Origin of the sequence: Acutalibacter intestini, assembly GCF_034334985.1 — a bacterium.
GTDB lineage: Bacteria > Bacillota > Clostridia > Oscillospirales > Acutalibacteraceae > Acutalibacter > Acutalibacter intestini.
Genome location: NZ_JAWXXL010000001.1, coordinates 195211 through 213481 on the forward strand (window position 1 = coordinate 195211; position 18271 = coordinate 213481).

At 55.3% G+C, this 18271-nt stretch carries 18 protein-coding genes and 1 tRNA gene; 11 read left to right on the forward strand and 8 right to left on the reverse strand.

Going from position 1 to position 18271, the window contains the following annotated elements:
• Positions 1–107: 107 nt before the first annotated feature.
• The 9 genes from U8U68_RS00855 (at position 108) to U8U68_RS00895 (ending at position 10012) form a co-directional block, all read left to right on the forward strand.
• Entirely contained in the window at positions 108–845 is a 738-nt protein-coding gene (locus U8U68_RS00855; RefSeq protein WP_322198968.1) for a flagellar hook-basal body protein, read from the forward strand.
• Between the two features lie 76 nt (positions 846–921).
• Entirely contained in the window at positions 922–1548 is a 627-nt protein-coding gene (locus U8U68_RS00860) for a chemotaxis protein CheC (protein ID WP_322198969.1), read from the forward strand.
• 31 nt (positions 1549–1579) lie between these two features.
• Positions 1580–2029: a chemotaxis protein CheD gene (locus U8U68_RS00865; protein ID WP_322198970.1), complete on the forward strand. Its 450-nt coding sequence runs from the start codon at positions 1580–1582 to the stop codon at positions 2027–2029.
• Between the two features lie 33 nt (positions 2030–2062).
• Positions 2063–2986 carry a chemotaxis protein gene (locus U8U68_RS00870; RefSeq protein WP_322198971.1) on the forward strand — a complete coding sequence of 308 codons (924 nt, stop codon included), beginning with the start codon at positions 2063–2065 and terminating at the stop codon, positions 2984–2986.
• 111 nt (positions 2987–3097) lie between these two features.
• Entirely contained in the window at positions 3098–4384 is a 1287-nt protein-coding gene (locus U8U68_RS00875) for an EAL and HDOD domain-containing protein (RefSeq protein ID WP_322198972.1), read from the forward strand.
• Between the two features lie 196 nt (positions 4385–4580).
• Positions 4581–6659 carry a glycogen debranching protein GlgX gene (glgX, locus tag U8U68_RS00880; protein ID WP_322199237.1) on the forward strand — a complete coding sequence of 693 codons (2079 nt, stop codon included), beginning with the start codon at positions 4581–4583 and terminating at the stop codon, positions 6657–6659.
• Between the two features lie 261 nt (positions 6660–6920).
• On the forward strand, positions 6921–7697 hold the full coding sequence (locus tag U8U68_RS00885) for an ABC transporter ATP-binding protein (RefSeq protein WP_322199238.1): 777 nt from the start codon (positions 6921–6923) through the stop codon (positions 7695–7697).
• A complete protein-coding gene (locus U8U68_RS00890) occupies positions 7690–9708 on the forward strand; it encodes an ABC transporter permease (protein ID WP_322198973.1) in 2019 nt (672 codons plus the stop codon). Before U8U68_RS00885 ends, U8U68_RS00890 begins: the two co-directional genes overlap by 8 nt.
• A gap of 13 nt (positions 9709–9721) precedes the next feature.
• A complete protein-coding gene (locus U8U68_RS00895; RefSeq protein WP_322198974.1) occupies positions 9722–10012 on the forward strand; it encodes a hypothetical protein in 291 nt (96 codons plus the stop codon).
• Between the two features lie 144 nt (positions 10013–10156).
• Here the strand turns inward: U8U68_RS00895 and U8U68_RS00900 are convergent, their stop codons facing one another.
• From U8U68_RS00900 to U8U68_RS00910, 3 genes are all read right to left on the reverse strand, one after another.
• Positions 10157–11098, reverse strand: coding sequence for a sensor histidine kinase (locus U8U68_RS00900; RefSeq protein ID WP_322198975.1), 942 nt, complete (start codon positions 11096–11098; stop codon positions 10157–10159).
• A gap of 71 nt (positions 11099–11169) precedes the next feature.
• Positions 11170–11841, reverse strand: a complete 672-nt coding sequence (locus U8U68_RS00905; protein ID WP_322198976.1) for a response regulator transcription factor — start codon at positions 11839–11841, stop codon at positions 11170–11172.
• Positions 11834–12538, reverse strand: a complete 705-nt coding sequence (locus tag U8U68_RS00910) for a YjjG family noncanonical pyrimidine nucleotidase (RefSeq protein WP_322198977.1) — start codon at positions 12536–12538, stop codon at positions 11834–11836. The genes U8U68_RS00905 and U8U68_RS00910 overlap by 8 nt, the downstream gene beginning before the upstream one ends.
• A gap of 146 nt (positions 12539–12684) precedes the next feature.
• On the opposite strand from U8U68_RS00910, the gene U8U68_RS00915 reads away from it, so the two are divergent.
• Positions 12685–13926, forward strand: a complete 1242-nt coding sequence (locus tag U8U68_RS00915) for a glycoside hydrolase family 10-like protein (RefSeq protein ID WP_322198978.1) — start codon at positions 12685–12687, stop codon at positions 13924–13926.
• A 450-nt stretch (positions 13927–14376) separates the two neighbouring features.
• On the opposite strand, the gene U8U68_RS00920 is transcribed toward U8U68_RS00915, so the two are convergent.
• Positions 14377–14452: transfer RNA gene (locus tag U8U68_RS00920), tRNA-Thr, on the reverse strand.
• A gap of 138 nt (positions 14453–14590) precedes the next feature.
• Complete coding sequence (locus tag U8U68_RS00925) at positions 14591–14818, reverse strand: hypothetical protein (protein WP_322198979.1); 228 nt, start codon at positions 14816–14818, stop codon at positions 14591–14593.
• Between the two features lie 199 nt (positions 14819–15017).
• Here U8U68_RS00925 and yfcE point away from each other — a divergent pair, with 199 nt between their 5' ends.
• Entirely contained in the window at positions 15018–15575 is a 558-nt protein-coding gene (gene yfcE / locus U8U68_RS00930; protein WP_322198980.1) for a phosphodiesterase, read from the forward strand.
• 35 nt (positions 15576–15610) lie between these two features.
• Here yfcE and U8U68_RS00935 read toward each other — a convergent pair whose 3' ends face one another.
• Genes U8U68_RS00935 through U8U68_RS00945 form a run of 3 tightly spaced genes read right to left on the reverse strand, consistent with a single transcriptional unit; the run spans position 15611 to position 17996 of the window.
• Positions 15611–16552, reverse strand: a complete 942-nt coding sequence (locus tag U8U68_RS00935; RefSeq protein ID WP_322198981.1) for an arginase family protein — start codon at positions 16550–16552, stop codon at positions 15611–15613.
• Positions 16546–16926 carry a PAS domain-containing protein gene (locus U8U68_RS00940; protein ID WP_322198982.1) on the reverse strand — a complete coding sequence of 127 codons (381 nt, stop codon included), beginning with the start codon at positions 16924–16926 and terminating at the stop codon, positions 16546–16548. The genes U8U68_RS00935 and U8U68_RS00940 overlap by 7 nt, the downstream gene beginning before the upstream one ends.
• Positions 16926–17996, reverse strand: a complete 1071-nt coding sequence (locus U8U68_RS00945; protein WP_322198983.1) for a branched-chain amino acid aminotransferase — start codon at positions 17994–17996, stop codon at positions 16926–16928. The genes U8U68_RS00940 and U8U68_RS00945 overlap by 1 nt, the downstream gene beginning before the upstream one ends.
• Positions 17997–18271: the final 275 nt, after the last annotated feature.

The window sequence follows — 18271 nt, forward strand, 5'->3', positions numbered from 1 at the left end:
GGCAGGCTAATGGGCGGTTTGCTTTACGTAAGAAAACCATATGACCCATGCTGGGATATATCTACAGGACTTTCTATTATATTTATATAAAGAAAGGAATTTTCACGATGAATCTTTCATTTTACACTGCCGCAGTGGGCGCCTGGCAGCAGCAGGAGCGGCTGAACGTGCATGGCAATAATATTGCCAATGTGAATAACTATGGCTTTAAGGCTGAGCGGCCGGCGTTTTCGGACCTGATGTATGACTTTATTATGGAGTCGGCCGAGGGCGACCAGCTGCCCAGAGGCACCGGGGCCTACATGGTAGCGGCGGACACGGACTTTAGCTCGCGGGGAATGGCGGATACCGGCCGGGCCATGGACTACGCCATTGACGGCGACGGCTTCTTTGCCTTATGGGACCCCGCCACTGGGGACTATACCTACACTCGGGATGGTTCGTTCACCATGTCTGAGTACTTGGTGCGCAATGACCAAAACCAGATGGAGACCCACTGGTACCTGTCCGATGGCTTTGGCAAGTTTGTGATGGGCAACAATGGCCGGCTGGTAGAGGTGGACCCAGAGAACCAGGATAAGGCGCTGCCGGTGGGCATCTATGACTTTATCAATACCAACGGCATGCAGCACCTGGGCGACAACCGTTTTGCCCCGGTGGAAAAGAACGGCCAGCTGCGCCTGGGCACCGGAAAGCTGGTGCACAAATATCTGGAAAACTCTAACGTGGACCTGGCCTATGAGCTTTCGAAAGTCATTGAGTCCCAGCGGTCCTTTACCTACGCGCTAAAGATGATCCAGACCTCGGATGAAATTGAGACGACCGTAAACGACCTGCGGCGCTAAAGCGCGGGGAAGGGAATGCGGAACAACAGAACGCGCCCTGTAAAAATAACGGCCATTAGTTTTTGGAGGGGAAGAAATGGTCATAAAGAATTATTCGGAATTAAGCAGCCTGGAGATAGATACCTTGCGGGAAATTGGCAGTATCGGCACAGGCAACGCGGCCACCGCGCTTTCTGGCATGTTGGGCGCGCCGGTGCGCATCACGCTGCCGGAAGTCCGTATTATGGAGTATAATGAGGCAATTGATTGGATCGGCGGCCCAGAGCCCGTTACCGCCGGGGTGCTGGTGCGCATTGGCGGGCAGCTCAACGGGGTAATGCTTTCGGTACAGCCGCTGGAGTTTATCAATATCATTTTGCGGAGAATGCTCTCCATGTCCATTGAGGACTACAACCAGTTGGACGATTTGCAGATGTCCGCCTTACTGGAGGTGGGCAATATTATGATTTCCACATTTATCAATGCCCTTTCCGGCCTGGCCGGACTAAAAGTAGAACTAACAGTGCCGGCCCTGACCGTGGACATGCAGGGCGCCATTTTGGCGGTGCCCATGGCCGAGTATGGCGGGCAGTCTGATTATCTGATGACCATTGGGGGCAATTTTTCCTGCGACGGCAACGAGCTGCCCTGTCGCCTGCTGCTCTCCCCAGATCTCAGATCCCTAAATTTCCTATTAAGAAAGCTGGGCGTAGAAGATGGCTAGCGGCTCTAAACTTGTGATTGGTATAGCGGACATGAAAATGACCCAAACCGGGCAGGAACTTATTACATACGCGCTGGGCTCCTGCTGCGGCATTTGCCTGTTTGACCCCAACGTAAAGCTGGCGGCGCTGATCCATATTATGCTGCCGCTAAACTTAGAAACAGGCAGAAAGAACACTATGAAGTACGCGGATACTGCTATTCGGGAGACCCTGAAGCAGATGGAGGCCAAAGGAGCCCGGCGTATCCGTATTTCAGCAAAGGTGGCCGGAGGAGCAAAGATGTTCGCGGTTGCTCCAGGCAGCAGCCTGGGGAATATTGGACAGAGAAATATAGAAAGCGTACACAAAGTGCTGAAAGCGGAAAATATCCGGCTGGTAGCAGAGGATGTGGGCGGCACGGTAGCCCGAACCCTCTCCTTTGATCCAGCCACCGGGCAGGCGACCATTAGAAGCTATGGCAAGCAGGATATTGTGCTGTAAGCGGGGAAAATTAGGAAAGGGGCTTTGAACAAGATGGCCATTATAAGAGACGAGATTCTGCTGGAATCGGGCACCAATGAAATACAGATTTTGAGGTTCACTATAGACGGCGTGCTGTATGGCATCAATGTGGCGAAGGTGCGGCAGATTACCATTTCAGAGCCGGTGAAGTTTATGCCCCACACCCATGTGGCCGTAGAGGGCATCTTTAAACCCAGGGACGAGGTAATCACAGTTATCAACCTGCCCCGGTTTTTGGACTGCCCCAACTATCAGCCGAAGGACAAGGACATGTTCATCCTAACAGGCTTCAATAAAATGACCGTGGCCTTTCGGGTACATACCGTAGAGGGGCTTAGCCGCATTTCCTGGCGGGATATTCAGAAACCAGATACCACGGTGAATGGCGGCAACGACGGAGTGGCCACGGGGATTGCCCAGTGCGGCGACGAGCTGGTGACCATTTTGGACTTTGAACGTATTGTGGCCGAGATCGCGCCTGAGACATCCATCAAAATTAGTGAAATTGACGAGCTGGGACCCCGGGAACGCAATAATAAGCCCATTCTTATTGCCGAGGACTCTATCCTGCTCTCCCATATGATTAAGGAATCTTTGAGTAAGGCGGGATATATCAACCTGCGGATGTTCCCCAATGGCCACGACCTTTGGGAGTTCCTGGTAGGCTGCAAAAAGGCGGATACCCTGGAGGAAAACGCGGCCCTGGTGGTTACGGATATTGAGATGCCCCAGATGGACGGCCACCGGCTGACCAAACTGATAAAGGACGACCCAACGCTGAAAAACATTCCGCTGATTATTTTCTCTTCTCTTATCAGTGAGGAAATGCGTATTAAGGGCAAACAGCTGGGTGCTGATGAGCAGCTGAGCAAGCCGGAGATCGGCCGGCTGGTCAATGTAATGGACGCGCTGCTGGAGAGAAACAAAGAGGGATAGGCATCAAGGATGTCCTCATACCGCCGGACCAGCGTGGACCCAGCTGAATAGCTGTGCGCGGATGTGATAAGTTCTAAGCTAACTAAACAAGCGAACAGAAGGAGAACCGCCATGAAAGAAAAATACATAGTCCGGCAGCCGATCAAGGATGCGGAAAACCATATTGTGGGCTATGAATTGGTGTATTATGGAGAAAACCAGGCATACGGCAGCAATGAAGAAAACGATGTAAACGAGTTTGCCGTGGCTGATACCGTGTACAATTTCTTAATGCAGAATGTGGAGAAATCTTTAAAGGACAAAGTGCATTTCATGACATTTACTACCACGCTGCTGATGAAAAAAACCCCCCGGCTTTTTGAAAAGGAGCGGCTGGTTATCCAGATTGATGATAGCGTGGTGATTCATCCTCTGGCCCTGCATTTTGTGCAGCAGTACGCGAAGGAAGGCTACCAGATCGCGGTAAACGACTTTCAGTTCGCGCCCCGGTACTTGTCTCTCATGGACTTTATTGACTATATTAAAATTAATTTCCAGAGCATCAGTGGCGGAACCCTAAAAAATGTGGTGGATCTGGCCCATAGCATGAACAAAAAGTGCATTGCCACAAATGTTGACACAGAGGAGCTGCACCGGCAGGCCATCAGCCTGGGGGTGGACGCCATGGAGGGCAGTTATGTGGCCCGGCAGATGGCCACCAAGGCGCACTCCAGCGGCTATTTGCAGAGCAACTTCTTCCGGCTGATGGTGGCTGTGGTAAAGGAAGAGCCGGACATGGAAGAGATCGAGCAGATTATCTCCATGGATGCTACCCTAAGCTATGGTCTGCTGCGGGTGGCCAATTCCGCCTCTTTCGTCGCAATGCACAAGGCTACTACCATCCGCCAGGCCATTATGACCCTGGGCATTGGCCAGCTGAAGCAGTGGATCTACCTTTTGAGCAGCACCAACTCCAAAGATGAAGTGGACGAATCGGCGGAGGAATTCCTAAAGCTGTCCTTCCTGCGTGCCAGTTTTTGCAGCGAACTGATGCATTACGCGAAAGACATGCCCATCTCCCGGTCCGAGGCATACCTGATGGGAATGTTCTCCACCCTGGACTACTTGATTAAGGCGCCCATGGAGGATATTCTGGAAAATGTCCCCATGAAGGATGAGATTAAGGAGGCCATTCTTCATCACGAAGGCCGCTGTGGGGAGCTCTTCGACCTGGTGCTTAGCTACGAGCAGGCGGACTGGGGGCAGATTACAGCCCATGCCACGGCCCTGGGCATTCCCGCCCAGGTGCTGACAAACATCTACTTTAACTGCACCGAATCGGTAAATACCACTTGGCAGCAAATCAGCGCTCCTTCCAGCAGAGAATCCCATGAGAACCTGGAACCCCAGGAGGAATAACGGCGGGAACGGCGAATCTATCATATTTTCAGATAGCGAGGGCCCTCCCGGGGGTCCTTTTTGCTATATATAGGAATTTTGGAGAACCTTTTGCTTTAATACACGCAAAGAGAGGAAAGTGACAGAAATGGAAACAGACGGCGTCCATAATATTTTAAATGTGCATACCCTGAACAAAAATAGCGAGTTGGCCAGCATGAAGCTGCCCAGCAACATCCACCTGGTCCCCCTGGACTTTGTGGAGTGCGCTGGCATCAAGTATTCCATCCGCCCCGGCTTTTACGAGATCAACGGCGCTACCGCTATTCCTGGCGGGGTGAATTTTACGGTTCACTCCAATGGGGCCACCAGCGTTTCCCTTCTGCTCTTCCACACTGGCGAGGATGAGCCCTATGGGGAAATCCCCTTTCCAGAGCATTACAAAATTGGCAATGTCTATTCCATGATCGTGTTTAAGCTGGATATTGCCCAGTTTGAGTACGGCTACCGGGTAGATGGACCCTACGACCCCCAGAAGGGCCTAATCTTTGACCGGAGCAAGTGTCTGCTGGATCCTTATGCAAAGGCCGTGACCGGCCAGCGGGAGTGGGGGGAGAACCAGCCGGGCATGCAGCAGTATAAGGCCCGGGTGGTAAAGGATGACTTTGACTGGGGAGATACCCAGCAATCTCGGATGCCCATTGAGGACATGATTATTTACGAGCTGCACGTGCGGGGCTTCACAAAAGACGCCTCTTCGGGGGTGAAGTTCCCCGGCACCTTTGAGGGACTTCGGGAGAAGATCCCTTACCTGAAGGAGCTGGGCGTGAACGCTGTGGAAATGATGCCCATTTTTGAGTTTGATGAAATGCAGGACTATCGGGAGCACAACGGCCAGAAGCTGTATAACTACTGGGGCTATAGCAGCGTTAGCTTTTTTGCGCCCAATACCAGCTACACGGCCTCTACCGAGCACAACCGGGAGGGCAACGAACTGAAAAACCTGATCCACGAGTTTAAAAAGAACGGGATCGAGGTATACCTGGACGTGGTGTTTAACCACACCGCCGAGGGCAACGAGCAGGGCCCGTTCTTTTCCTTTAAAGGCTTTGACAACAATATATACTATCTGCTCACGCCAGAGGGGTATTACTATAATTTCAGCGGCTGCGGAAATACCCTGAACTGCAACCACCCCATTGTGCACCAGATGATTTTGGACTGCTTGCGCTACTGGGTAACCACCTACCGGGTGGATGGCTTCCGGTTTGATCTGGCCTCCATTTTGGGCCGGAATGAGGATGGTTCTCCCATGGACAAACCGCCCTTGCTGCAATCATTAGCCTTTGACCCCATTTTGGGCGGGGTAAAGCTGATTGCCGAGGCCTGGGACGCTGGCGGCCTGTACCAGGTGGGCACTTTCCCCTCTTGGAACCGCTGGGCCGAGTGGAACGGAAAGTACCGGGACGAGATGCGCTGCTTTATCAAAGGGGACCCGGGTACAGCCCAAAACGCCGCCCAGCGAATTTCCGGCTCTCGGGATATCTACGAGGTCCGGGGCCGCACCAACGCCTCGGTAAACTTCTTGACCTGCCACGATGGCTTTACCATGTACGACCTGTTCGCCTACAATGAAAAGCATAACGAGGGCAACGGCTGGAACAATACCGACGGCTGCTGGAATAACTGTAGCTGGAACTGCGGCATAGAGGGCGAAACAGAGGACCCAGGGGTGAACCAGCTGCGGATGCGGATGATCCGCAATGCCTTTGCCCTGCTGATGTGCAGCCGGGGTATTCCCATGTTCCTGGCCGGGGATGAGTTTTGCAATACCCAGTTTGGAAATAACAATGCCTATTGCCAGGACAGCATTATCTCTTGGCTAGACTGGAACCGCCTGGAACAGCATAAGGATATGGTCCAGTTTTTCCGGTACATGATCGCCCTGCGGAAAGACCACCGGGTGCTGCGCACCAACCTGAGCGATGGGGTAGCGGGCCTGCCAGATGTAAGCTTTCATGGGGTAATGCCCTGGCACAATGGACCCTTTGGGGCTGACGAGCACTACGTGGGGGTCATGTTTGCGGGGTACCAGCGGGACAAAGGGGCCGAGGTAGTGTATGTTGCGGCAAACTCCTACTGGGAACAGCTGGACGCGGCCCTGCCAGAGCTGCCCCATTCCATGCGTTGGGAGCAGGTGGTGGATACCTGGCAGCCAGAGCAGGTGGTCCGGCGGCTGGAAAACCGCGGATTCCAGATCGGTCCTCGGTCTGTGAAGGTGTTTTTGGGCAGATAAAAAACACGGCGTGTCCCTGTGCCAAAACAGGCGGATGTCGTTCTAAAGAGAATGCGGCGGGGGCCCTTTTTAAGGGCGCCCGCCTTTGCTTTTGGCCGGATACGGGCTCTTCTTTGGCAGCGCGCGGGGACCCAAGCGGGCCCTGGGGCCTTTGTGACAAAACTGTAAGCTTCCACTGTCCTTTTGTAAGTCTGCCTTATGGATTTTGTAAGAAATCCAGGCTATAATTGTGTTATGAAAAGAACAAAAGGAGAGATCACGATGGCCCTTTTATCTGTTGACCATTTGAAAAAAACATATTCCAACCGCTTTGGCGGAGCCCAGGTCCACGCCCTGCGGGACGTAAGCTTTACGGTGGAACAGGGGGAGTTTACCGCCATTATGGGCGAGTCCGGCTCTGGTAAAACCACCCTTTTGAATATCCTGGCCGCCCTGGATAAGCCCACTTCTGGCAAAGTATTTCTAAACATGCGGGATATTGTCAGCCTGCCGGAAAAGGAGATATCCGCCTTTCGCCGGGACAACCTGGGCTTTGTATTTCAGGACTTTAATCTGCTAGACACCTTCTCCGTGCAGGACAACATCTTCCTGCCCCTGGTGCTGGCTGGCAAAAAGCACGAGGAAATGCGCCAGCGGCTGGAGCCCATTGCCCGCAGCCTGGGCATTGAAGAGCTACTGGAAAAATTCCCCTACGAGATCTCTGGCGGACAAAAGCAGCGCACTGCCATTGCCCGGGCCATTATCACCCAGCCCCAACTGATTTTGGCTGACGAGCCCACCGGGGCCCTGGATTCCCGCTCGGCGGCCCAGATTATGGACATCTTCACAAAGATTAACCGCGCTGGCCAGACCATCCTCATGGTCACCCACTCTATCCAGGCTGCCAGCCGGGCTGGGCGGGTGCTGTTCATCAAGGACGGACAGGTGTTCCACCAGCTGTATCGAGGAGAGCACACCGATGACCAGATGTACCAGAGTATCTCGGATACGCTGACAGTACTGGCCACCTCTGGAGAAGGGGAGGATGAAAATGCTTAAGCTATATCCCCGGCTGGCCTGGCAGAATGTGCGGAAAAACTACCGGGTCACTGTGCCCTATATGCTCTCGGGCGCGGGCATTATTATGATGTACTATATGATCTACGCCATCAAAATGGGCTGCGACGCCGCTGAGATGCTCGGCGCCCGCACCGTGGCGGCCACCATGGGCTTTGGCGTAATCGTGATCGGCATTTTCGCGGCCATCTTTATCTTCTATACCAACAGCTTCCTGATGAAACGCCGGAAGCGGGAGCTGGGCCTGTACAACATCCTGGGCATGGAAAAACGCCACATCGGCATGGTCATCCTCACCGAGACCATGATTACCTTCTTGATCTCCCTGGCCTTTGGCCTGGGTCTGGGGATCGCGTTTTCCAAGCTGTTCTTCCTGATCCTGGACCATCTGATGGCCGCCGCCAGCCCCATCCCCTTCCTCATTCCCGCCGGGGCCATTGTCAGCACGGTGCTGCTCTTTGGGGTCATCTACCTGGTAACCGCCATGTACAACATCCTACAGGTGCGGCTTAGTAAGCCCATTGAGCTGCTTCACAGCAGCTCTGTGGGGGAGAAGGAGCCCAAGGCCCGGTGGTTTTTAGCCCTCATAGGGGTGGCGCTACTGGGGGCTGGCTACTACCTGGCCCTGACCATTGAGGACCCGGTGATGGCCCTGCTGCTGTTCTTTGTGGCAGTGGTTCTGGTCATTCTGGGCACCTACCTGCTGTTCATTGTGGGCATTACCGCTCTTTTGAAGCTGCTGAAAAAGAACAAGGGCTTCTACTATCAGACCAAGCACTTCACCACCCTTTCTGGTATGCTCTACCGCATGAAGCAGAACGCCGCGGGCCTTGCCTCCATCTGTATCCTGTTTACCTGCCTGCTGGTGACGGTCTCCACCACCTTCTCCCTGTACACCGGGGTAGAGGACATGGTAGCCGCCCGCAACCCCAATGACGTCAACTTTGAACTGTACGATACCAACGACCAGGCCCTGGAGGGCCTGAAGGAGCTGACAGAGGAGCTCTGCGCCCGGCAAGGCCTCTCTATCACCCACAGCATGGACCGCAAGTTCTGGTCATTCGCCGGCAGCCGGGTGGGCAATGTCCTGTACGACGGCGACGGCACGATGAGCAACCAGTACTACATGCTGGAGGTGTACACCCTGTCGGACTACAACCGCTACAACAACACCCATGAGACCCTGGCCCCCGGCGAGGCCCTGCTGTACGACCCGGCGGGCAACATTGAGGCGGGCACCATAGAGCACGGCGAGCTCACCGTTTTTGACGAGACCTTCCAAGTGCGCAAGGTGGACTTTGCCCAGGGGGTGGCCTCTCCCAAAAGCACTACCTGGTTGGGCTACAGCGACTACGCCCTGGTGCTGGACGACACCCAATTCTCAGACGGCATCTTTAACGCATCCGGCAGCCAGAAGAGGTGCGACATGGTGTACCGCATCGACCTTTCCGACAACAGCCCCCAGGCTGTGCAGCGGTTCTCCGACCTCTACTGGGATGAAGCGGAGCAGAACTGGCTTGCCATCAGCCAAAACGGCGGCAGCTACGAGAGATTAGTCTTCAGCACCAAGGCCAGCGACCTGACCGACGCCATGGAGCTGTACGGCGGGCTGTTCTTCCTGGGGCTGTTCATGGGGGCGGTGTTCCTGATGGGCACGGTGCTGATCATCTACTATAAGCAGGTTTCCGAGGGCTACGAGGACGCACGCCGCTTTGACATTATGCAAAAGGTGGGCATGAGCCACCAGGAGGTGAAGCGCAGCATCCACAGCCAGGTGCTGATGGTATTTTTCCTGCCCCTATTCATGGCTATTTTACACCTTGGGGTGGCGTTCCACATGCTCCAGCTAATTTTGGCTATGCTGAACATGGTAAACTTCACCCTCATCCTCATCAGCATGGTGGGCTGCGTACTGGTGTTCAGCGTGATGTATCTGGTCATTTATCTGCTCACCGCACGGACTTATTACAAAATCGTGGAAACAGCCGCGTAAGGAGGAGATTGTTATGATTGGCGTATTATTTGATATTTTCGCTTGGCTGGCCAACACGGCCTGGTCCGTTTTGGGCGCGGTGCTAAGCTTTGTGTGGCGGCTGCTTTCGGCCGGGGCGGACCTGCTGTTCCGGATGATACGTTCCGCGGCCAGCGTGCTGTTCGGGCCTATGCGGCTGTGGGACGGGGCCTGGGACCTGGGTGGGGTCTTTGTAAGCGTACTAAGTACGCTGCTCATCGCCTGCGCTGTGCTGGCACTGGTGGCTGTGGGCGAAAACCTATACCGCCGCTGGCGGGGCAGATAGAGCACCCGTGAGGGCGGGGTTCAGGGACCGGGGCGGTCCCACCCCGACCCCCCCCCCAGCAAAGGCCCACCGCAACATGAAACCTTTCCATAATAAAGAGGACCAGCCCCTTTGGGCTGGTCCTCTTCCGCTATTGTCCCAGGCCTAGTCCTTCGCCGCCTTAGGCCGGTCCAGATACAGCCGCACCGTGGTGCCCACCCCCGGCTCGGACTGCACCTCAATCCGGTTATGCAGCTTTTCCATCACCCGTTTGCTTAGGTAAAGCCCCAGCCCCGTGGAGCGCCGCTCCTGCCGGCCCAGCCGGCCGGTAAAGCCCCGCTCAAACACCCGGGGCAGGTCCGCTGGGTCAATGCCCACGCCGGTGTCCCGCAGGACCAGCACATTTTCTTGGTCCATGTCAATGCTGATCCTTCCGGTCTTTGTGTATTTCACCGCGTTAGAGATCAGCTGTTCCAGCACAAAAAGCAGCCATTTTTTGTCTGTGATTACCCGATTGTCAAAGTCTCCCAGCTCAAAGCTCAGGTGCTTATAAATAAACTGGGGGGCAAACATCTTCACCGCCCGGGCCGCAATGGGCCGCACAGCGCATTCCTCCAGCTGTAGGTCCGCGCTCATGGAGTAAATTCGTAGGTACCCCAGCACCATATCCACATAGCGCTCGGTTTTGAAAAGCTCCTGCCGCAAAGCCTCTCCACAGGGCACGGGTTCAGACTGTAAAATCAGCCGCATGGCTGCCAGCGGCGTCTTAATCTGGTGCACCCATAGGGTGTAGTACTCAATCAAATCGTCCTGGCGGTGGGTTTGCTGGGCCTCCAGGTCTTCCACCCGCAGGCGCAGGGTTTCCAGGGTTTCCATCATGAGCTGTTGATGAAGGGGGCCGCAGGGCTCCACCGGCTGTAAAAGCTTGGGGGCCAAGCGTCGAAGGGCCTCCAGCTGTATCCAGGTGCGGTAGTAGCGGACAAAATCCGGTATCAGAAACAGCCCCACGCCTAAAAGCCCGGTGAGCAGAAAGCAATAAAACAGCGGTTCCCAGGGCAGGCCATACAGCAGAAAAAGGCCCCAAGCGCCCGCGCCCAGCAGGACCACGGCCAGCCAGGTCCACCGGCGGTCCAGAAGATAGTGAAGAAATATTTTGGTATGAATGGGGCGGCACCTCCTTAGCTAAGCTGGTATCCCTGGCCTTTTTTAGTGGCCAACATTCCAGCCAAACCCACGGTTTCCAGTTTTTTCCGCAGCCGGGACATGTTCACGGTCAGCGTATTGTCGTCTATAAAGCTCTCGCTCTCCCACAGCCGCACCATCAAGTCGTTGCGGCTTACCGTGCGGCCCGCGTTTTCCATCAGCATGCGCAGAATCCGGAACTCGTTTTTGGTCAGCTCCAGCTTTCCCTCCGGTCCGGTGAGAATCTCTGTGCCCAGGTCCAGCATGGCGCCGCCGTGCTCCAAAACCTCCACGCTGCCCCGCATGGAGTAGGTCCGGCGCAGCACGGCCTGAACTTTGGCGGTGAGTACAGTGAGGTCAAAGGGCTTGGGAATAAAATCGTCGCCGCCCAGGTCAATGGCTGTAACAATGTTCAGATTGTCCGAGGCGGAAGACATAAACACCACCGGCGTTTTGGAGCGCTTGCGAATTTCCTGGCACCAGTGGTACCCGTTGAAACCAGGCAGGCCGATGTCTAGCAGGACCAGATGGGGGGCGAACTGGGTAAACTCCTCTGTCACCTGGGAAAAATTTTCCACAGCCCGCACCTGATAGCCCCACAGGGTGAGGTGGGAAGATACGGTGCGGCAAATAACCGGGTCATCCTCAACTAAAAAAATTTTATACATTGGAAAGAATCCTTCTTATTTCATCGTAATTTTCTCCACGATAGGTAAAGCTGAAATCCTTTGCGCCGTCAAGCCCTTTTCCGGCGGGGTCATACCACAGGCTGTCAAGGCCGGCGTTTGCCGCGCCCTGTAAGTCTGAAGTGGGAGAATCTCCTATTACAAGGGCACGAGCGGGCAGAAAGCCCTGTATATGGGCGGCCACATAGTCAAAATAGCGCTTGTTTGGCTTGCCCACCCCCACGGCCTCGGAGACGAACACGTCTTTAAAATACGGCAGCAGGCCGGAATGCTCCAGCCGGGGCCTCTGGCTGACCACATTACCATTGGTAATAATATAAAGCTCATAGTCTTTACAGAGCTGGGCGGCCAGCTTTACAGCGCCAGGGTAGGGGGTGCCGGTTTGGGCCAGGGCTGTAAAGTAGGAGGCGTTGATAGCCTCCGGGTCACCGGTGAGGCCGGTCTCGGCGAGAAAATCCACAAAACGGCTGATGTAAAGCTGCTGCTTGGTACATTCGCCCCGCTCAAAGCGCTCCCAGGCGCGGTTGTTGCAAGCATTATAGCATTCCAAAAAGCGCTGGCTATAGGGCGCTTGGCCAGAAAAACAGGCGGAATAGGTGGACTGAAATGCCAGGCGCATGTCCTGGGGAAAGTCTAAAAGCGTGTAGTCAGCGTCCATTAAAAGGAAGCGGTACTTCATGGAATACATCCTTTCCGTCATGATTGGAGTGAGAGAGACATAGATATGAATAGAAAAATTATACTCGGTTTTGGGGGAGTTGTCAATTGGGCGGAAGGGCTTTCCCTGGACACCTGCCCCGGTGAAAAGCGAAAGGATGTGGAAGAATGCGTCATTTTTTGGGAAAAAAGACAGGGTATCTATTGGCCTGGCTGCTCTTGGCCTGCTCGGTGGGGGTGGTCTGGCTGCTGCAAAGCCAACAAGCGCTGAACAGTGAACCAGCTTTACACAGCCCTGCCTCGCCTACCGTTACACCGTCTCCTGCGCCCCAGCCCACTTCGAAAAACACCCAAATGGCAGGGGTATGGGTCCCATATATGTCTCTAAGCGGGGGGAGCCAGGGAGAGTTTGAGGCGAATTTCAAAGGAATTGCCGATAGTGCAAAGGAAAAAGGCTTAACAGCGCTGTTCGTTCATGTGCGCCCCTTTTGTGACGCCCTTTATCCTTCTAAGCAATACCCCTGGTCCCACCTTCTTACCGGCAAACAGGGCCAGGACCCGGGCTATGATCCCCTGAAGTTTATGGTGGAGTACACGCATGGGCTGGGGCTGGAGTTTCACGCGTGGATTAACCCTCTGCGGGTGCGCACAGCCGAGACGCCTGGGGAGCTGGCCCAGGACAACCCCTATACGGTCTTGGGGGAGGAATATCCATTCTATTTTATGAAGTGGGAGGGCGGCGTTTATCTCAACCCCGCTTACCCCTATATACGGAGTCTGATCGCGGACGGAGCGGCAGAAATTGTGGAAAATTATCCAGTAGACGGAATCCACTTTGACGACTATTTTTACCCGGCCCAAGACGCTGGCCTGGATGAAGAGGCCTATCAGCTTCATGTAGAGACCGTGGAGACCCCTTTGGAACTAGAAGAATGGCGGAGCGCTAATATTAACGCCATGATGGCTTTGGTATATGAAAAGGTAAAAGCAGTGAGAGAGGATGTAGCCTTTGGCGTGTCACCCCAGGGAAACATTGCCAATGACCATGAGATGGGAGCGGACGTGGAAGCTTGGTGCGCCACCCCAGGCTATGCTGATTATGTATGCCCGCAAATCTACTATAGTTTTGAAAATGAGGGGCTAGACTATACCCAGGCGCTGGAGGAATGGTCGAAGCTTTACAGGCACCCAAACGCGCGGCTGTATGTAGGCCTTGCCCTTTACAAGGCTGGAGCGGGGGAGGAAGACTGGGCCGGGGGACAGGTGATCGGCCAGCAGATCACAGCGGCGCGGGAGGCGGCGTGTAACGGAATTATACTTTATAGCTCGGCCTATCTAGATACGGAACAGACCCAGGAAGAGGTGCGCAACGCGGTGGAGGTTTTGGCAAAGCCCAAAGGAGGCGGATAGTCTCTCTTAGGTTTCGACCTCCAACTGGTTCAATTTTCCTCTCTGTAGCTTCGTATACAGATCAGCTTCCTCCCGGTTGGTTTTGTTGGGTGATCGGGCTTTGCATGGGGGCACTTGACAAAACAATAGGGCATACACCCAATCACCCGTGAACGGGGCAAGAGTCCATGGATCAAGTACCAGCAAGCCGCACCAGGCGCTATGCATATCCGCAAGAAGGCCATAGGAAAGATCCGACGCCATCACAAGAATCGCTGCCGGAGCGGGAAAGCGGCGGGAAATGGCAGATAAAAGCGAAAAGCCGGGGGCAAATCCCCGGCCTTTTCTATGTGGTAAAGTATTCGATATTTTGAGGGCGTATGTCCTTTTGTATGTCCTTTTGACGCAAGGCGCGAAACAGTGATAAAAAGGAAAACCCCCAGAAACCTTGCAGTTTCTAGGGGCTATGCTTGGAGCTGGATATCGGAATCGAACCGATCACCTCATCATTACGAGTGATGTGCTCTACCGAATGAGCTAATCCAGCAAAAAGGAATAATACGGCTGACGGCATTTATTATAACCGATTTTTCGCCCCGCGTCAAGCCCCAAACTCCATTCGCGGGGTAAATTTCCTCTTGCGGCCCGTGGTTTTTTCCGGTATACTTAAGGTGCCGGGTTATAGTTAACGCAGTTCGAAAGAGGTGATGCCTCTTTTGAACCTGGCGGCATGGGTGCGCCGCGCCATTCTGCTGGAAAATTCAGGATGCGCCGATTTTCCAGTGCGTTTACGATACAGAACGCTTAGGCCCAGGTTGCTGGGGGCTTTTTGGCCCTTTTCCGCGTCAAAAAGCCTTGTCAATTGGAAGAGATGACGATGGGCCGCGCATTGCTCACGGTTTTCTTCTTGCAATGGACCCCTTCTGGCCAAAAAGACCTCATTTCTTCTATTTTAAACAAGCCCTCGTCGATCGCCAGAGGGGGACCCGTGGATTTCTCCTGGGCGGGGCTGTGTCCGCTCAATATTTTTTCTGGGGCATAGATCCGGCATTTCGCTATTTTCAAACAGGTCCAAAGGACCGCAAAGATTTACCGCAAAGGAGCATGCTACTATGAAATGGCTGATCGCTTCGGACCTTCACGGCAGCGAACCCGCCTGCCAGGGGGTTCTCTCGGCTTTTCAGCGAGAGGGCGCCCAGCGGCTGCTGCTGTTGGGGGACCTGCTATATCACGGCCCCCGCAACGACCTGCCCGCGGGCTACGCCCCCAAAGAGGTGGCGCGGCTGCTGAACGCCGCCGCGCCCAGGATCTTCTGCGTGGGGGGCAACTGCGAGGCCCCGGTGGACCAGATGGTACTGGATTTTCCGGCGCTGGCCCCGTACTGTCTTTTGGAGACTGCCGGGCACATGGTCTTTGCCACCCATGGCCATGTCTATCATCAGGAGAGCCCTCCGGCCCTGCCCCCAGAGGGGGTCCTTCTTCATGGGCACACCCATATTCCAGCCAAGACCCGTACCCCAGGGGGCTGGTGGTACCTGAACCCCGGCTCGGCGGCCCTGCCCAAAGAGGGAAGCTGGCGGGGCTATATGGTTTTAGAGGACGGGCTCTTCCTGTGGAAAACCCTGGAGGGGGAAGAGATGGACCGGCTGGCCCTGGACCATTTGCAATGAAAAAGAGAGCGGCCCGCAGGGCGCGCTCTCTTTTTCTACTTTTGCGGCAGCTCCTCCGGCATCTCCCGCCAGCTCTCCAGGCCAGCGGCCAGCAGCTTCATGCCGCTTAGGTACGTCCACTCGCCCCCCTGGTGGTAGTGGTCGAAATCCACGCAAAACAGAGAGTAGGCCAGCACCTTGCCGGTTTCCATCACCAGGCGGATGTTCCGCATCACGGTGTCAATGTCATGGCCCCCGGGCTCATTTTGCTCATAAGCGGGAATATACTCTGGGCTAAGGATGTCCGCGTCTACCGAAAGGTACAGCGCGTCTACCCGGGCCGCCAGCTCTTCCACGGCCCCCCGCCAAAGGTCCTCGGCATCAAAGGCGGCGGCGTCCAGGTGCGTCATGCCTGCCGCCCGCATATTTTCGTCAAAGTCCGGGTCGTTCAGCCTGCCGTCGCTAACCAGTACGTTTTGGCCGCTGATTGGCTCTGCCAGACCGCAGCCCTGGGTGCGCCACTGGGGATAAGTCTGTCCGGCCAGAGCCGAAAGGGGAAAGCCCACAAACCGGGTGGGGCGGTTTAGGGTTTCAATAATGCGGTTGTCCGCGTGGGCGTCTACCCAAACCACGCCCAGCTTTTTATCTGTGCCAATGGCCCGCTGAATGCCTCCCGCCACCGCCGGGGCATAGCAGCAGTAGCCCCCGGCCACGGCCACCGCCCGGCCCCGCAGCAGCGCGCCGCAGACCTTATCGGAAAAATCCCGGGGCACGGCAAAGCTGGGGGGCAGGTCTGGGTAGCGGCGGTGGTCCACTTCTACCGTCTCCACTGGGGCGCCGGTTTTGCCATAGACCCCGCACAGGCGGTACAGATCCACATCCCGGCGCTGAGAAAAGCCCTTGACCGGGTCGCTTAGGCGATAGGGGGTGGCGGTGGGGTCCACCTGCCAGTGGTTGTAGCAGTAGGGGCATTCAATCACGGAAAGTCCTTTTAGCATGGGCAAGCGCCTCCATCACAGTTTTTTTCCACATACAGGTTCAGCTCGAACCGCTCGAAAAAGCCGATAAGCTCCCCCGCTTGGTTTCGTACCGGCTGCATATAAATACGCTGGTTACGCAGATTGACCCCTACAAAGACCTCTTTGCCGTCGCGTTTCATCTTCTCATAGGCCGCCCGGATGCGCTGTCGAGAGCCCTCTTTGTCGTGGCAGAGGAACAGGCTTTTGCCAATCAGGTCTTGGTAGCCCCGCTCCTGAAAATAGTGGTACTGGGCGTAGCGGTTCATATAGCGGATGGTAAAGGTGCTGTCCACAAAGACAATGGGATAGGGGTAGCTGTCCAAAATCCCCCGTAAAATGGTGTTCTCGTCCATTATTTTACTTCCACCGTCCAGCCGAATTCATCGGCCAGCTTTCCGGTCTGAATGCCCGTGACCGTATCGTACAGCTTTTGGCTTATAGGGCCAATGCCCCCGCCGGAGATGAGCATTACCTCGTCTCCAAACCGCAGGGCCCCCACTGGGGAGATCACCGCCGCAGTGCCGCTGCCCCAGCACTCCTCTAACGTGCCGTCTTTGGCGGCGGCCACCAGCTCGTCCACGCTGACCCGGCGCTCTTCCACCTCCATGCCCCAGTGGCGGCACAGGTCCAGGCAGCTGGCCCGGGTGACGCCGGGCAGGATGCTGCCGTTCAGCATGGGGGTCACTACTTTTCCGGCAATTTTGAAGAAGATGTTCATAGAGCCCACTTCCTCAATGTATTTGCGCTCCACACCGTCCAGCCACAGCACTTGGGCATAGCCGGCGGCGTCGCTTTTCTCCTGGGCTTTCAGGCTGGCGGCGTAGTTGCCCCCTGCCTTTGCCTCGCCAATGCCGCCCCGCACGGCCCGGACATAGTCGTCCTCAATCCAGATCTTCACCGGGTCTAGGCCGCTGGCATAGTACGCGCCAGAGGGGGAGAGGATGATGATAAATTGATAGCTTAAGGAGGGGTGCACCCCCAGGTGGGGGTCGGTGGCAATGATAAAGGGCCGGATGTACAGGGAGGTGCCCGGCTGGGTGGGAATCCAGTCCTTTTCCACATGGACCAGGGTCTTTAAAGCGTTCATAAAGTCGTCTGCGGGCACAGGGGGAATGCACAGGCGGCGGCAGGAGTTCTCGGCCCGGGCAATGTTGCGGTCCGGGCGGAACAGCAGGGTGCGGCCATCTTCCGTGTGATAGGCTTTCAGGCCCTCAAACATCTCCTGGGCATAGTGGAACACCATAGCCGAGGGGTCCAGGCAGATGGGCCCATAGGGTACAATCTTCGGGTCGTGCCAGCCCTGGCCCTGGTTATATTCCATTACAAACATGTGGTCGGTAAATATCTGGCCAAAGCCCAGGCGGCTCTGGTCCGTGGGCTTTTCCTTTGGGGTCTTGGTCAGTTCTATTTTAATTTCCTGCAATTTCAACGACCTCTTTTCCTTTTGGTGGTTTCTGCGGCGGTGGAACCCGCTATAATTATAGTGAATTATAAACCCAAAGCGCCTAAATTGCAAGCTGGGGGCAGGGCTTCTTGCAAAAAGGTGGTTTTCCACAGTTTTTTTGCGCCGCAGTGCCGGATTTATCGGCGATGTTCCGGGCCCTTTTTCACCGGCCGGTCACCTGATTTCTTGTTCCAGCGTGTCGAACTCTGGGGTGGAGAAAAATTCACCCAGGGTAATTTCCAGGCCGTCACACA

Coding starts and splice junctions, on each gene's coding strand:
- U8U68_RS00855 (WP_322198968.1), top strand. CDS start 108: ATGAATCTTTCATTTTACACTGCCGCAGTGGGCGCCTGGCAGCAGCAG.
- U8U68_RS00860 (WP_322198969.1), top strand. CDS start 922: ATGGTCATAAAGAATTATTCGGAATTAAGCAGCCTGGAGATAGATACC.
- U8U68_RS00865 (WP_322198970.1), top strand. CDS start 1,580: ATGAAAATGACCCAAACCGGGCAGGAACTTATTACATACGCGCTGGGC.
- U8U68_RS00870 (WP_322198971.1), top strand. CDS start 2,063: ATGGCCATTATAAGAGACGAGATTCTGCTGGAATCGGGCACCAATGAA.
- U8U68_RS00875 (WP_322198972.1), top strand. CDS start 3,098: ATGAAAGAAAAATACATAGTCCGGCAGCCGATCAAGGATGCGGAAAAC.
- glgX (WP_322199237.1), top strand. CDS start 4,581: ATGAAGCTGCCCAGCAACATCCACCTGGTCCCCCTGGACTTTGTGGAG.
- U8U68_RS00885 (WP_322199238.1), top strand. CDS start 6,921: ATGGCCCTTTTATCTGTTGACCATTTGAAAAAAACATATTCCAACCGC.
- U8U68_RS00890 (WP_322198973.1), top strand. CDS start 7,690: ATGCTTAAGCTATATCCCCGGCTGGCCTGGCAGAATGTGCGGAAAAAC.
- U8U68_RS00895 (WP_322198974.1), top strand. CDS start 9,722: ATGATTGGCGTATTATTTGATATTTTCGCTTGGCTGGCCAACACGGCC.
- U8U68_RS00905 (WP_322198976.1), bottom strand. CDS start 11,841: ATGTATAAAATTTTTTTAGTTGAGGATGACCCGGTTATTTGCCGCACC.
- U8U68_RS00910 (WP_322198977.1), bottom strand. CDS start 12,538: ATGAAGTACCGCTTCCTTTTAATGGACGCTGACTACACGCTTTTAGAC.
- U8U68_RS00915 (WP_322198978.1), top strand. CDS start 12,685: ATGCGTCATTTTTTGGGAAAAAAGACAGGGTATCTATTGGCCTGGCTG.
- yfcE (WP_322198980.1), top strand. CDS start 15,018: ATGAAATGGCTGATCGCTTCGGACCTTCACGGCAGCGAACCCGCCTGC.
- U8U68_RS00935 (WP_322198981.1), bottom strand. CDS start 16,552: ATGCTAAAAGGACTTTCCGTGATTGAATGCCCCTACTGCTACAACCAC.
- U8U68_RS00940 (WP_322198982.1), bottom strand. CDS start 16,926: ATGGACGAGAACACCATTTTACGGGGGATTTTGGACAGCTACCCCTAT.